Below are 12,982 nucleotides of genomic sequence, written 5' to 3'. Positions count from 1 at the left end.
GGCCCGGCTCCTTCTATTAATAGAAAGCCTGGATGCCGGTCTGCGCACGACCCAGGATCAGCGCGTGCACGTCGTGGGTACCTTCATAGGTGTTCACCACCTCGAGGTTGACCAGATGGCGCGCCACGCCGAACTCGTCCGAGATACCGTTGCCGCCCATCATGTCGCGGGCCATGCGCGCGATGTCCAGGGACTTGCCACAGGAGTTGCGCTTCATGATCGAGGTGATTTCCACGGCAGCGGTGCCTTCATCCTTCATGCGGCCCAGACGCAGGCAACCCTGCAGGGCAAGAGTGATTTCGGTCTGCATGTCGGCTAGCTTTTTCTGGATCAGCTGGTTGGCCGCCAGGGGCCGCCCAAACTGCTGGCGGTCGAGGGTGTACTGGCGTGCCGTGTGCCAGCAGAACTCGGCGGCCCCCAGGGCGCCCCAGGAAATGCCATAGCGGGCCGAGTTGAGGCAGGTGAATGGGCCCTTGAGGCCGCGCACGTCCGGGAAGATGTTTTCTTCGGGCACGAACACGTTGTCCATCACGATCTCGCCGGTAATGGAGGCACGCAGGCCGACCTTGCCGTGAATGGCCGGTGCGCTCAGGCCTTGCCAGCCTTTCTCCAGCACAAAGCCACGGATATCGCCGGCGTCGTCCTTGGCCCACACCACGAACACATCGGCGATGGGGCTGTTGGTGATCCACATCTTGCTACCGGTCAGGCGGTAGCCGCCCTCCACGGAGCGGGCGCGGGTGATCATGGCGCCCGGGTCGGAACCGTGGTTGGGCTCGGTAAGGCCAAAGCAGCCGATCCATTCGCCGCTGGCCAGCTTGGGCAGGTACTTTTCTTTCTGAGCCGGGGTGCCGAACTCGTTGATGGGCACCATGACCAGCGAGCTCTGCACACTCATCATCGAGCGGTAACCGGAGTCGATACGCTCCACCTCGCGAGCAATGAGGCCATAACACACATAGTTCAGCCCACTGCCACCGTACTGCTCGGGAATGGTCGCGCCCAGAAGGCCTACCTCACCCATTTCACGGAAGATGGCCGGGTCGGTCTTTTCATGACGAAACGCCTCAAGTACCCGTGGCGCCAATTTGCCTTGGGCGAACTGATAGGCGCTGTCGCGCACCATCCGCTCCTCTTCGGTGAGTTGCTGGTCGAGCAGCAGGGGGTCGATCCAGTTGAAGCTGGCCTTGGCGCCCATGGCGGTTCCTCATGACAGGTCAATAGATGTGTAGTGAGCCTAGGCGCCGCGAGGGCAGGGGACAACCGAGGATTTCGCACGCTGTTGTGCTAGTTTCTCACTCCGAGAGGCGAAAAAAGCCCAATAAGCGCCTCCATCAGTGAGGTTGCCGTACATGCGCCGCAAGATCCCCAGTACCACCGCATTAGTGTGCTTCGAAGCCGCTGCCCGCCACGAGAGCTTCACCAAGGCCGGCCATGAATTGTCCCTGACCCAGGGGGCCGTGTGCCGACAGATCGGCAGCCTGGAAGCTTTTCTCAACGTCGAACTGTTCCAACGCTCTCGGCGCGGAGTGAAGCTCACGGAAGCCGGCCTCTCCTATAGCCGTCGTGTAGCGGCGCAACTGGATGCGGTGGAACGCGACACTTTGTCGGTAATGGGTCATCAGGGTACAAATGTCATCGAGTTGGCCGTGGTGCCCACCTTCGGCACCCAATGGTTGCTGCCGCGCCTCAAAGACTTCCAGCACCGCCATCCGCAGGTCACGGTAAACCTGACCAACCGAACCCGACCGTTTCTGTTCGCCGATACCACTTTCGACGCTGCCATTTATTTCGGCGACGCCGATTGGCCCGGCACCCAGGCCCACCGCCTGATGGGTGAGAACCCGGTGCCGGTATGCAGCCCCGCGCTGCTGGAAGGCGATAGCTGCCTGGAGGCCGCGCAGATCGCCCGGCTGCCCTTGTTGCAACAGACCACCCGGCCCTACGCCTGGCGCCAGTGGTTCGACAGCCTGGGTTTGAACATCAGCCGCGACATGACAGGCCCGCGCTATGAACTATTCTCCATGCTTTCGCAGGCCGCCATGCACGAGATGGGCATCGCCCTTATTCCCCCATTCCTGATTCAGCGGGAGTTGGAGGAGGGCAGGCTGGTCATCGCCAATCCCCACGCCCTCGCCAGCCACAAGGCGTACCACTTGATGATTCCTGAGCGAAAGGCCGAATCGGCATCGCTCAAGGCCTTTCGTGACTGGTTATTGGTCGAGGCGCTTTCCTATGTAGCTGATCACGAAGGAAATTCTCCGGAATTAACTATGTAGTGAGTTTTATCGTAAACCTACAGATATAAGGAAATGTCGTTTCCACGAAGACTGTAATGGTGCGATGTAAAATTTGCTGAACACCCCGTTTTACATGGGCTACAGCCGTATTTATCGGCTTTCGACAGTCATTCTGGGAAGTGATGTAAAAAAATATTAAAACCTTACGAAATAGCTGGAAAGCCCGATCTACCGGGGCTGCGGCAGCCACGTTGCGGCAAACGGTCACAGGGTGACTTGTAGTGTTTCGTCCGTCACCTTTCATAACTGGTTGAAGGGCTGCGATAACGCCTGCAAAATGCCGCGCCCCGCCCGAATTCAGGCGGGATCGTGCTGATCGGCCGCCCCAGCAGTGCCATCCGAAGTGCGCTGGTTAACTCAATAAGATCAAGCAGGAGATTTGACGTGCACATTGGTGTTCCTCTCGAAACCCAGACGGGCGAAACACGGGTTGCTGCAACCCCGGAAACCATCAAGAAACTGATCGGCCAAGGCCACAAGGTCACTGTGCAAAGTGGCGCCGGCATCAATGCCAGCGTGACTGACAGTGCCTATGAAGCCGCAGGCGCGAGCATTGGCAGCGCTGCCGATGCCTTCGGTGCCGAACTGATTCTGAAGGTGGTTGCCCCCAACGACGCCGAACTGGCGCAGATCAAGAGCGGCACCGTTCTGGTCGGCATGCTCAACCCGTTCAACAACGAAACCATCGCCAAGATGGCCGAGCGCGGCATCACTGCCTTCGCCTTGGAAGCTGCCCCGCGTACTTCCCGCGCCCAGAGCCTGGACGTGCTGAGCTCCCAGGCCAACATCGCCGGCTACAAGGCCGTGCTGCTGGCGGCCCATCACTACCCGCGCTTCATGCCCATGCTGATGACCGCCGCCGGTACCGTGAAGGCTGCCCGTGTACTGATTCTGGGTGCTGGCGTTGCAGGCCTGCAGGCCATCGCCACGGCCAAACGCCTGGGCGCGGTGATCGAGGCCTCGGACGTGCGCCCCGCGGTGAAGGAGCAGATCGAGTCGCTGGGCGCCAAGTTCATCGATGTGCCGTACGAAACCGATGAAGAGCGTGAATGCGCCGAAGGCGTTGGCGGTTATGCCCGCCCGATGCCCGCCAGCTGGATGCAGCGCCAGGCCCAGGCGGTTCACGAACGCGCCAAGGCTTCGGACATCGTCATCACCACCGCGTTGATTCCGGGCCGCAAAGCCCCGACCCTGCTGAGCGCCGAAACCGTCGCGCAGATGAAGCCGGGCTCCGTGGTCATCGACCTCGCGGCGGCACAGGGCGGCAACTGCCCACTGACCGTGGCCGATCAGGTAGTGGTCGAAAACGGCGTGATCATTTGCGGCCCCACCAACCTGGCGGCCATGGTCGGGGCCGATGCCTCGGCGCTGTACGCACGCAACCTGCTGGACTTCATGAAGCTGGTGTTCGACAAGGACGGCCAGTTCACGATCAACCTTGAAGACGACATCGTCGCCGCGTGCCTGATGTGCCGCGACGGCCAAGTCATCCGCAAGAACGGCTGAGGATAAAAACAATGGAAGACATGCTGATCTCCCACGGCGTCTACAACCTGATCATCTTCGTGCTGGCGATCTACGTCGGCTACCACGTGGTCTGGAACGTGACACCCGCGCTGCACACCCCGCTGATGGCCGTGACCAACGCCATTTCCGCCATCGTCATCGTCGGCGCCATGCTGGCCGCCGCCCTGACCGTGACCCCACTGGGCAAGATCATGGGCACCCTGGCCGTGGCCCTGGCAGCCGTGAACGTATTCGGTGGCTTCCTGGTGACGCGCCGCATGCTGGAAATGTTCAAGAAGAAGGCGCCGAAAGCGTCCGCCGAGGTGAAAAAGTAACATGAGCATGAACCTCGTCACTCTTCTGTACCTCGTTGCCTCGATCTGCTTCATCCAGGCACTCAAGGGCTTGTCGCACCCGACCACGTCGCGTCGCGGCAACCTGTTCGGCATGCTGGGCATGACCCTGGCCGTGCTGACCACCGTGGGCCTGATCTACAAGTTGGGCGCAGAACTGGCCACCGGCGGCATCGCCTACGTAATCGTCGGCCTGCTGGTGGGCGGCACTGCCGGCTCCATCATGGCCAAGCGCGTGGAAATGACCAAGATGCCTGAGCTGGTCGCCTTCATGCACAGCATGATCGGCCTGGCCGCGGTGTTCATCGCCATTGCCGCGGTGGTCGAGCCACAGTCGCTGGGTATCGTCCCGGCCCTGGGCGACGCCATTCCTTCCGGTAACCGCCTGGAGCTGTTCCTCGGCGCGGCCATCGGTGCCATCACCTTCTCCGGGTCTGTGATTGCTTTCGGCAAGCTGTCGGGCAAGTACAAGTTCCGCCTGTTCCAGGGTGCCCCGGTGGTGTTCGCCGGCCAGCACAAGCTGAACCTGGTATTGGGCCTGGCGACACTGGCCCTGGGCCTGACCTTCATGTTCACCGGCAACTACGGGGCCTTCGCGCTGATGCTGGCCCTGGCGTTCGTGATGGGCGTGCTGATCATCATCCCGATCGGCGGCGCCGATATGCCGGTGGTGGTGTCGATGCTCAACAGCTACTCGGGCTGGGCAGCGGCGGGTATCGGCTTCTCGCTGAACAACTCGATGCTGATCGTCGCCGGCTCGCTGGTGGGTTCGTCAGGTGCGATCCTGTCGTACATCATGTGCAAGGCCATGAACCGTTCGTTCTTCAACGTGATCGGCGGCGGCTTTGGCGGCGCGACCGACGTGGGCGGCCCTGCCGGCACCAAGGAGGCTCGCCCGGTGAAATCCGGTTCGGCTGACGACGCTACCTTCCTGCTGACCAACGCCGATACCGTGATCATCGTTCCCGGTTACGGTCTGGCAGTGGCACGTGCCCAGCACGCGTTGAAAGAGCTGACCGAGAAGCTGACCCATAACGGCGTGACCGTGAAGTACGCGATCCACCCGGTTGCCGGTCGCATGCCTGGCCACATGAACGTGTTGCTGGCTGAAGCCGAAGTGCCGTACGACCAGGTGTTCGAGATGGACGACATCAACTCCGAGTTCGGCCAGGCCGACGTGGTGCTGGTGCTGGGTGCCAACGACGTGGTCAACCCGGCCGCCAAGAACGACCCCAAGTCGCCGATCGCCGGCATGCCGATCCTGGAAGCCTTCAAGGCCAAGACCATCATCGTCAACAAGCGCTCGATGGCCAGCGGCTACGCCGGCCTGGACAACGAACTGTTCTACCTGGACAAGACCATGATGGTCTTCGGCGACGCCAAGAAAGTCATCGAAGACATGGTCAAGGCTGTCGAATGACGGCTTGATCCACCGCAATACCCAAAACCCCGGCGCTGATTAGGCTGGGGTTTTTTATTGGTGACCTGCCAGTACAGGCCCAGTGCCACAAACTCCAAGGCACGCCCATACATCGCCCAAGGCAAAGGCTTACGACCTAAGTCGTGGGACGAATTTTCCTGAAATCACTAGACTGCGCACAGCCTTCGTTACCTGAGATAACAACACATGTACCGTGACCGTATCCGCTTGGACGCCTTGCAGAGCAAGGTGATGAGTGCGGCTGATGCCGCTGGCCTGATCAAGGATGGCATGACCGTCGGCATGAGCGGCTTCACCCGCGCCGGCGAAGCCAAAGCCGTTCCCCATGCATTGGCCGAACGCGCCAAGCAGACGCCCCTGCAGATCACCCTGATGACCGGCGCCAGCCTGGGCAACGACCTGGACAAGCAACTGACCGAAGCCGGCGTACTCGCGCGGCGCATGCCGTTCCAGGTCGACAGCACCCTGCGCAAGGCCATCAACGACGGCAAGGTGATGTTCATCGACCAGCACCTGTCCGACACGGTCGAGCAGTTGCGCAACCGCCAGATCAAGCCGGTGGACCTGGCCGTGATCGAATGCGTGGCCATTACAGAGGAAGGCCATCTGGTACTCAGCACCTCCGTGGGCAACTCCGCCAGCTTCGCCATTCTGGCCAAGGAAGTGATCGTCGAGATCAACCTGTCGCAGCCTCTGGAGCTCGAAGGCCTGCACGACGTCTACATCCCCAGCTACCGGCCGACGCGGCTGCCTATTCCCGTGCTCAAGTCTGACACGCGTATCGGCAGCGGCGCAGTGAAGATCGACCCCGCCAAGATCGTCGGCATCGTGATCAGCAACCAGCCGGATTCGCCTTCCACCGTGCTGCCGCCGGATGCAGACACCCAGGCCATCGCCGACCACCTGGTGGACTTCTTCAAGAACGAAGTGGCCGAAGGCCGGCTGACCAACAGCCTGATGCCGCTGCAAGCGGGTATCGGCACCATTGCCAACGCCGTGATGTGCGGCCTGGTAGATTCGCCGTTCGAGAACCTGACCATGTACTCCGAAGTACTCCAGGACTCGACCTTCGACTTGTTCGACGCTGGCAAGCTGGAATTCGCCTCGGGCAGCTCCATGACCCTGTCGGCGAAGAAGCACGCCGAAGTGTTCAGCGACTTCAACCGCTACAAGTCGCGCCTGGTACTGCGTCCGCAGGAAATTTCCAACCACCCGGAAGTGATTCGTCGCCTGGGCATCATCGGCATCAACACCGCACTGGAGTTCGACCTGTACGGCAACGTCAACTCCACCCATGTGTGCGGCACGAAGATGATGAACGGCATCGGCGGCTCCGGTGATTTCGCTCGCAACGCGCACCTGGCGATCTTCGTGACCAAATCCATCGCCAAGGGCGGCGCCATTTCCAGCGTCGTGCCCATGGTTAGCCATGTGGACCACACCGAGCACGATGTGGATATCCTGGTCACCGAAATCGGCCTGGCCGACCTGCGTGGCCTGGCGCCGCGCGAGCGTGCCCGTGCGATCATCGACAACTGTGTGCACCCAAGCTACCGCGCTGCGCTGAACGAATACTTCGAAGCGGCCTGTGCCCGTGGTGGCCATACCCCGCACATCCTGCGCGGTGCCCTGCAATGGCACAGCAACCTGGAAGAAACCGGGCGCATGCTGGCGGTGTAAAACATGGCAGTCGGCAGCTGGTGCAGGATTTCACCGCATCAGTTGCCAGACTGTTCAAAGATTCCATCTGAATCTGTACTGCTGTACCGGTAAAAATCCCGCCTTCGCCCCCCCCGAAACTCTCAAATTGATCAAAAATGCACCATTCAGGTGCCGACCAATACAGTTGGCCTCATTTTCGGTCAAACAGTGGCGCTAAACAGTTAACTGAACCCTCACAATACAAATGAACTGTGCCTGCAAATATTGACTGCCCAGGAGGATCATTGGCACCAGTAGAAACCAACTAGCCAAGCCCGCCACAAGCGGAAGGATGTCAACCATGGAACGTACACTCAGTTCCGACCTGCTTTTCCAGAACAGCTCCGAAGAAAGCCGTACTTCGTTCCCACTGCGTGTTATCAGCAACCTGATGCTGTGGCAGCGCCGCATTGCCAGCCGCCACCAACTGGCCCGTCTGGACGCTCGCCTGCTGGCTGATGCTGGTATCAGCGAAGCGCAGCGTTGCGAAGAGCTGAGCAAACCGTTCTGGCGTTAATGCAAGACCTGGCTGGCCGCTGTTCGCCAGCACATTGAATTCCGATTGAAGCCCGCTGCCGGCAACTGCAGCGGGCTTCGTCGTTTCCGGATGGCCGGCCCTGACTAGAACAGTTAAATAGAACTAAAAATACACCGGTACAGTTCGGATTTTGTGAAACTTCCTGTTTCAGATCTCCACGCCAGGAACTAAATCGGCAACAATTGTCTGACATGCGCGTGCACCCGCGACGTAACGCGGCCGGTACAACGCGCGTCTGAGGTAAAGTGTTGCACTTTTACCCTTGCCCGATCAGGAGATTGACCATGTTCCGTTCCCGTCTGCTTGGCGCTTCGCTGCTGCTGGCCCTGTCCTGCGGTGCGCATGCTTCCAGTTTCGTCGTGACGACCGATACCCTGGTGCGAGCAACCGCGGCCACCAGCGATGCCACTTCCGACGCTACCGCTTCGCTGCGCGACAAGAAGATCGTGCTGCAGGCCCGTGACGACGCCGCCAGCTTCGTGGCCAGCAACGGTTCGATCCGTGGCGCCCGCCTGGAAAGCGCGTTCGCCTACATTCGCCAACAGAACCCGGCCCTGCAGGCCTCCGATGCCCAGTTGGCCCAGGCCATTGCCGCCATCTGACCACCTGTTCGCCAAACCGGTAGCTTGACGACCTATGCGTTCTCCGTTTTTCCGCCGTTTTATCGTTGCAGCATTGATGCTGGGTGCCTGGTGTGACCCGGCCCTGGCGTTCGACACCACCACCCAGGGCGTGGTCATGAGCGGTTACGTCACCAGCCAGGTGACCACCGCCCCATTCGACCGCAAGCTGGTGCGCGCCGCCCAGGATGACGCGGCTGCCTACGTCGCCACGGACGGCCAGATCCAGGGCGCCCGGCTGGAATCAGCGCTCAGTTACCTGCGCCAGCACCACGCCGGGCTTCACGCCAGCGATCTTGAACTGGCGCAGGCAATTCTCGTCCAATAATTGATACCTGTCTTTTGGAGACACCCCCATGCGTACCCCGTTGATTGCCGCCACCCTCGGCCTGTTGTTGCTGGCTGATGTGGCCTCGGCGCATACCCTGCAGCAGACCAGCAACATGATCGTTCACGCGTCGAACCGTTCGATCAACTTCACCTCCGACACCACCACGTCGATCCGTGATTCGAAAGTGGTACGCGAAGCCCAGGACGACGCCGCCAGCTATGTGGCCAGCAACGGCAACATCCGTGGCGCGCAACTGGAAGCAGCCTTCGTCGCCTTGCGCGCCCAGGTGCCTGAAGCCAAGAACGCCAGCGACCAGGAACTCGCGCAGGCCATCCTCGCACTGTGAGGCGGTTCAGCGCCTGGCTGCTGAGCTGCGCACTGTTGCTTGCCGGCACCAGCGCACAAGCGGCCTTGCACCTGCGCCTGCAGACCGAAGGGCTCACGGCGCAACAGCAACAGGCCAGCCAGGCGCTGCTCGATGAGGCCATGGCCGACCTGCCACCCAGCTTCAAGCAGCGGCTGGACCGCACCATCGACGTCGACTGGTCGTCGCACATGCCCGATAACGCCTACGGGCAGGCGGCAGCGGTGGCCAGCCTGGACCTCAACGTCAAGCTGCTGCCAGGCCTTACCGACGGCACCGCGGCCACCACCCCGACGCACCGCCCTCACGGCACCGTGCGCGAGGAGCTGCTGGCGACCGTACTGCACGAACTCACCCATATCTACGATCGCGCACGTCTGTGGCCCGATGCTGACCGCGCGCTGTTCAACCGTTGCAAGCGCTACAGTTCGAGCCTCGGCGAAGTGGGCCTGCCTGGTGAATGCCGTGGCCAGACCGACCGCCGCTTCACGCTCAGCGATGACCCACGCCTGCTCGACCTGGCCGGCTGGCCGCAATCGGTAGGCCAACGTGGCGAACGCAACGAACCCAACCGGCAGGTTGTGCGCAGCCCGGACATCTACGAGGTCACCGACCCGCTGGAGTTCGTCGCGGTCAACATGGAGTACTTCCTCCTGGACCCCGAGTACGGCTGCCGACGCCCGGAACTGTACGAGTACCTGAAGAATCATTTCGGCTGGGCCCCGGCCAACGCAGCCAAATGCCCGACCGCGTTGCCGTTCCTGAACGCTGGCAATGACTTTGGCCGTACCCCTCTGGGCAGCATCGACCCCGAGCGTGTCTACGAGGTGGATTACCTGCTGGCCGAAGCCAACCAGAACTGGGTAAGCCGCTGGGGCCACAGCATGCTGCGCCTGGTGATCTGCGCCCCGGGCCGGCCACGGGGCCCCGACTGCCGCCTGGACCTGGACCGCAGCCTGGTGCTGTCATACCGCGCCTTCGTCAATGACGTGCAGCTGTCGACCTGGAGCGGCTTGACCGGCGGTTACCCGTCACGGCTGTTCGTGCTACCGCTGGGGCAGGTAATCGACGAGTACACCAAGACCGAACTGCGCAGCCTGGCGTCGGTACCGTTGAAACTGACTCGAAATGAAATCGACTCACTGGTGCGCCACGCTGCCGAAATGCACTGGAGCTACGACGGCAACTACTATTTCGTCTCCAACAACTGCGCGGTGGAAACCTTGAAACTGCTGCGCGCCGGCACCCACAACCGCAAGTTCGACGACCTGGACAGTATCGTGCCCAATGGCCTGTTGCAGGTGATGGAAGCACGTGGCATCGCCGACACCAGCGTCCTCAAGGACCCGCGCGAAGCCCTGCGCCTGGGCTACCGCTTCGACTCCTACCGCGACCGCTACCAGGCGATGTTCGACATCCTCAAGCAGCAGTTGCCGATCCCCCAGGCCAAGGTCGAGGACTGGATGGCACTGGAACCCAAGGACCGCCAGCCGTGGTTCGCCAAGGCCGACCTGCGCACCAGCGCCGCGCTGCTGCTGCTGGAGCAGGCCAGCCTGCGGCGGCAGTTGCTGCTGGCCCAGGACGAAGTCAAACAGCGCTACCTCAATGGCCGCGCCGCCAACGACGCCAGCCTGGTCAACGCCAACAAGACCTTGCAGGCCATGCTCGCCAATAGCGGTTTCCTCAGCCGCCCGGCCGAGCTGCTGGACAGCGGCGGCTACGGCCTGCCCCAGCAGAATGAGTTCAAGCGGCTGGAATCGGAAAGCGCCGAGCGGCAGAAACAGCTGCAAACGCTGAGCGTCGACTTGGACAAGGAAGTGCGCGCCTTGCTGGAGCCCAAGCGCAACGCCGAGATCACCGCCACCGAGGCCAACATCAAGGTGGTAGCCGACCACCTGCGCACGCTGCACAAAGCAGCGGGCGGGCTGATCCTGCCCTGACCGGGCAATTCAGCGGTTCCACAGTGGGCGTTGGTCGCGGCAAATATGACAGTTTTGTTTCAAAATGAGCTTTTGCTGTGCCATGCTGGCGCTACGGCCCATGGCCGACTAAAGCTTAAGTAGGCGTGGCATAAAAGATTTTTCGATAACGAGCCACGCCGCTGCAATTTCAACCTTCCCCTTCACGGGGACCTTCCACAGGGGGCCTTCCATGCTGACCCTGCTCAATTTGCTCTCGGCAGTGGCGCTGCTGATCTGGGGCACGCACATTGTGCGTACGGGCATCCTGCGCGTGTACGGTTCCAACCTGCGACGGTTGTTGAGCCAGAACATGTCCAAACGGCCGCTGGCATTCATCGCCGGCATTCTGGTGACCGCCGTTGTGCAGAGCAGCAACGCCACCGCCATGCTCACCACCTCGTTCGTCGGCCAGGGCTTGATGACCCTCACCCCGGCGCTGGTGATCATGCTCGGCGCCGACGTGGGTACCGCGCTGATGTCGCGGGTGCTGACCTTCGACTTGTCATGGCTGTCACCGCTGCTGATTTTCCTTGGGGTGATCTTTTTCCTGTCCCGCAAGCAGACCCGTGTCGGCCAGATGGGCCGCGTGGGTATCGGCTTGGGGTTGATCGTGCTGGCATTGCAGCTGATCGTTGAAGCCGCCGCGCCCATCACCCACGCCCAGGGCGTGAAGGTGCTTTTCGCTTCGTTGACCGGCGATATCCTGCTGGACGCCCTGGTCGGTGCGTTGTTCGCGATGATTTCGTACTCCAGCCTGGCGGCCGTGCTGTTGACCGCGACCCTGGCAGAGGCCGGGGTGATCAGCCTGCCGGTCGCCATCGGCCTGGTGATTGGCGCCAACATCGGCAGCGGTATGCTGGCATTCCTGTCCACCAGCATGCAGAACACCGCTGGCCGCCAGGTGGCACTGGGCAGCCTGCTGTACAAGTTGATCGGGCTGATGCTGATTGTGCCGGTGCTCGACCCGCTGGCCCGCTGGATGGACACCCTGGCCTATGACCCCACCAGCCTGGTCATCGGCTTCCACCTGCTTTACAACACCGTGCGCTGCCTGCTGATGCTGGGAACCGTGGGGCCCATGTCCAAGCTGTGCATCTGGCTGCTTCCCGAACGCGAAGACATCAATGGCGGAGCCAAGCCACGCCACCTGGACCTGACGGCACTGGACACCCCCAGCCTGGCGCTGGCCAACGCCGTGCGTGAAACCCTGCGCATTGGCGACCTGGTGGACAGCATGCTCGGTGCCTTGCTCAACGTGCTGCGCGGTAGCCAGACCGCCGTCAACCAGGCGGTACGCACCCAAGGCGAAGACGTGGAAGTACTGTACAGCGCAGTCAAGCTGTACCTGGCGCAGATGCCACGCGAAGACCTCAGTGAACAGGACAGCCGGCGCTGGGCGGAAATCATCGAGCTGGCCATCAACCTCAAGCTGGCCAGCGACCTGATCGAACGCATGCTGCGCAAGATCCAACAGCAGAAAACCGCTCAGCGCCGGGAGTTCTCCGACATTGGCCTGGAAGAACTGGCCACCTTGCACAGCCAGTTGATGGCCAACCTGCGCCTGGGCCTGTCGGTGTTCCTCAGCGGCGACCCGGAAAGCGCGCGCCAGCTGTTGCGTGAAAAACGTCGCTTCCGTGCCCAGGAACGGCGCCTGGCCCATGCCCATGTGAGCCGTCTGCAGCGCAAAGTGGTACAAAGCATTGAAACCAGCTCGCTGCACCTGGAGCTGATCGCCGATATGAAGCGGCTGAACTCGCTGTTCTGCGGCAGTGCCTACGTGGTGCTGGAAACCCTTGATACCGGAGCCCTGGAAGCCGATGCGGTACCCGACAATGCGCACTCGCCTTGAACGTCCGCTGCCTGCAGC

The 12,982-nt window shown here is 61.6% G+C and carries 12 protein-coding genes; 11 read left to right on the top strand and 1 reads right to left on the bottom strand.

Going from position 1 to position 12,982, the window contains the following annotated elements; genetic code table 11:
* Positions 1 to 16: 16 nt before the first annotated feature.
* Positions 17 to 1,198 (bottom strand): acyl-CoA dehydrogenase, encoded by a 1,182-nt coding sequence (locus tag HWQ56_RS00580; RefSeq protein ID WP_158153113.1) that lies wholly within the window; start codon positions 1,196 to 1,198, stop codon positions 17 to 19.
* A gap of 154 nt (positions 1,199 to 1,352) precedes the next feature.
* On the opposite strand from HWQ56_RS00580, the gene HWQ56_RS00575 reads away from it, so the two are divergent.
* The 11 genes from HWQ56_RS00575 (at position 1,353) to HWQ56_RS00525 (ending at position 12,964) form a co-directional block, all read left to right on the top strand.
* Positions 1,353 to 2,279 carry a LysR family transcriptional regulator gene (locus tag HWQ56_RS00575; RefSeq protein WP_158153112.1) on the top strand — a complete coding sequence of 309 codons (927 nt, stop codon included), beginning with the start codon at positions 1,353 to 1,355 and terminating at the stop codon, positions 2,277 to 2,279.
* 405 nt (positions 2,280 to 2,684) lie between these two features.
* Positions 2,685 to 3,806, top strand: coding sequence for a Re/Si-specific NAD(P)(+) transhydrogenase subunit alpha (locus tag HWQ56_RS00570; RefSeq protein ID WP_158153111.1), 1,122 nt, complete (start codon positions 2,685 to 2,687; stop codon positions 3,804 to 3,806).
* Between the two features lie 11 nt (positions 3,807 to 3,817).
* A complete protein-coding gene (locus HWQ56_RS00565; RefSeq protein ID WP_008367291.1) occupies positions 3,818 to 4,141 on the top strand; it encodes an NAD(P) transhydrogenase subunit alpha part 2 in 324 nt (107 codons plus the stop codon).
* Position 4,142: 1 nt separating this feature from the next.
* Complete coding sequence (locus HWQ56_RS00560) at positions 4,143 to 5,579, top strand: NAD(P)(+) transhydrogenase (Re/Si-specific) subunit beta (protein WP_176569524.1); 1,437 nt, start codon at positions 4,143 to 4,145, stop codon at positions 5,577 to 5,579.
* Positions 5,580 to 5,786: 207 nt separating this feature from the next.
* On the top strand, positions 5,787 to 7,280 hold the full coding sequence (gene scpC, locus HWQ56_RS00555) for a succinyl-CoA:acetate CoA-transferase ScpC (RefSeq protein WP_176569523.1): 1,494 nt from the start codon (positions 5,787 to 5,789) through the stop codon (positions 7,278 to 7,280).
* 322 nt (positions 7,281 to 7,602) lie between these two features.
* Positions 7,603 to 7,818 (top strand): DUF1127 domain-containing protein, encoded by a 216-nt coding sequence (locus tag HWQ56_RS00550; RefSeq protein WP_176569522.1) that lies wholly within the window; start codon positions 7,603 to 7,605, stop codon positions 7,816 to 7,818.
* A 305-nt stretch (positions 7,819 to 8,123) separates the two neighbouring features.
* Positions 8,124 to 8,441 (top strand): DUF2388 domain-containing protein, encoded by a 318-nt coding sequence (locus HWQ56_RS00545; RefSeq protein ID WP_158153107.1) that lies wholly within the window; start codon positions 8,124 to 8,126, stop codon positions 8,439 to 8,441.
* Between the two features lie 76 nt (positions 8,442 to 8,517).
* The gene (locus HWQ56_RS00540) at positions 8,518 to 8,787 is read left to right on the top strand and encodes a DUF2388 domain-containing protein (protein ID WP_245217907.1); all 270 of its coding nucleotides are present in this window, start codon (positions 8,518 to 8,520) and stop codon (positions 8,785 to 8,787) included.
* 28 nt (positions 8,788 to 8,815) lie between these two features.
* The gene (locus HWQ56_RS00535) at positions 8,816 to 9,136 is read left to right on the top strand and encodes a DUF2388 domain-containing protein (RefSeq protein ID WP_158153105.1); all 321 of its coding nucleotides are present in this window, start codon (positions 8,816 to 8,818) and stop codon (positions 9,134 to 9,136) included.
* Positions 9,133 to 11,094, top strand: coding sequence for a DUF7844 domain-containing protein (locus HWQ56_RS00530; RefSeq protein ID WP_176569520.1), 1,962 nt, complete (start codon positions 9,133 to 9,135; stop codon positions 11,092 to 11,094). Before HWQ56_RS00535 ends, HWQ56_RS00530 begins: the two co-directional genes overlap by 4 nt.
* A 211-nt stretch (positions 11,095 to 11,305) precedes the next feature.
* Positions 11,306 to 12,964, top strand: a complete 1,659-nt coding sequence (locus HWQ56_RS00525) for a Na/Pi cotransporter family protein (protein WP_176569519.1) — start codon at positions 11,306 to 11,308, stop codon at positions 12,962 to 12,964.
* Positions 12,965 to 12,982 lie beyond the last annotated feature (18 nt).

The sequence above is a fragment of the Pseudomonas eucalypticola genome (assembly GCF_013374995.1).
In the GTDB taxonomy this organism is placed as follows: domain Bacteria; phylum Pseudomonadota; class Gammaproteobacteria; order Pseudomonadales; family Pseudomonadaceae; genus Aquipseudomonas; species Aquipseudomonas eucalypticola.
Note: the sequence above shows the minus strand (reverse complement) of the source record. Positions and strands in the feature narration are given on the sequence as shown.

What these genes read in the sequence shown, in the direction of transcription:
- HWQ56_RS00575 (WP_158153112.1), top strand. Translation starts at nt 1,353, where the DNA reads ATGCGCCGCAAGATCCCCAGTACCACCGCATTAGTGTGCTTCGAAGCC.
- HWQ56_RS00565 (WP_008367291.1), top strand. Translation starts at nt 3,818, where the DNA reads ATGGAAGACATGCTGATCTCCCACGGCGTCTACAACCTGATCATCTTC.
- HWQ56_RS00525 (WP_176569519.1), top strand. Translation starts at nt 11,306, where the DNA reads ATGCTGACCCTGCTCAATTTGCTCTCGGCAGTGGCGCTGCTGATCTGG.
- scpC (WP_176569523.1), top strand. Translation starts at nt 5,787, where the DNA reads ATGTACCGTGACCGTATCCGCTTGGACGCCTTGCAGAGCAAGGTGATG.
- HWQ56_RS00540 (WP_245217907.1), top strand. Translation starts at nt 8,518, where the DNA reads ATGCTGGGTGCCTGGTGTGACCCGGCCCTGGCGTTCGACACCACCACC.
- HWQ56_RS00580 (WP_158153113.1), bottom strand. Translation starts at nt 1,198, where the DNA reads ATGGGCGCCAAGGCCAGCTTCAACTGGATCGACCCCCTGCTGCTCGAC.
- HWQ56_RS00535 (WP_158153105.1), top strand. Translation starts at nt 8,816, where the DNA reads ATGCGTACCCCGTTGATTGCCGCCACCCTCGGCCTGTTGTTGCTGGCT.
- HWQ56_RS00550 (WP_176569522.1), top strand. Translation starts at nt 7,603, where the DNA reads ATGGAACGTACACTCAGTTCCGACCTGCTTTTCCAGAACAGCTCCGAA.
- HWQ56_RS00560 (WP_176569524.1), top strand. Translation starts at nt 4,143, where the DNA reads ATGAGCATGAACCTCGTCACTCTTCTGTACCTCGTTGCCTCGATCTGC.
- HWQ56_RS00545 (WP_158153107.1), top strand. Translation starts at nt 8,124, where the DNA reads ATGTTCCGTTCCCGTCTGCTTGGCGCTTCGCTGCTGCTGGCCCTGTCC.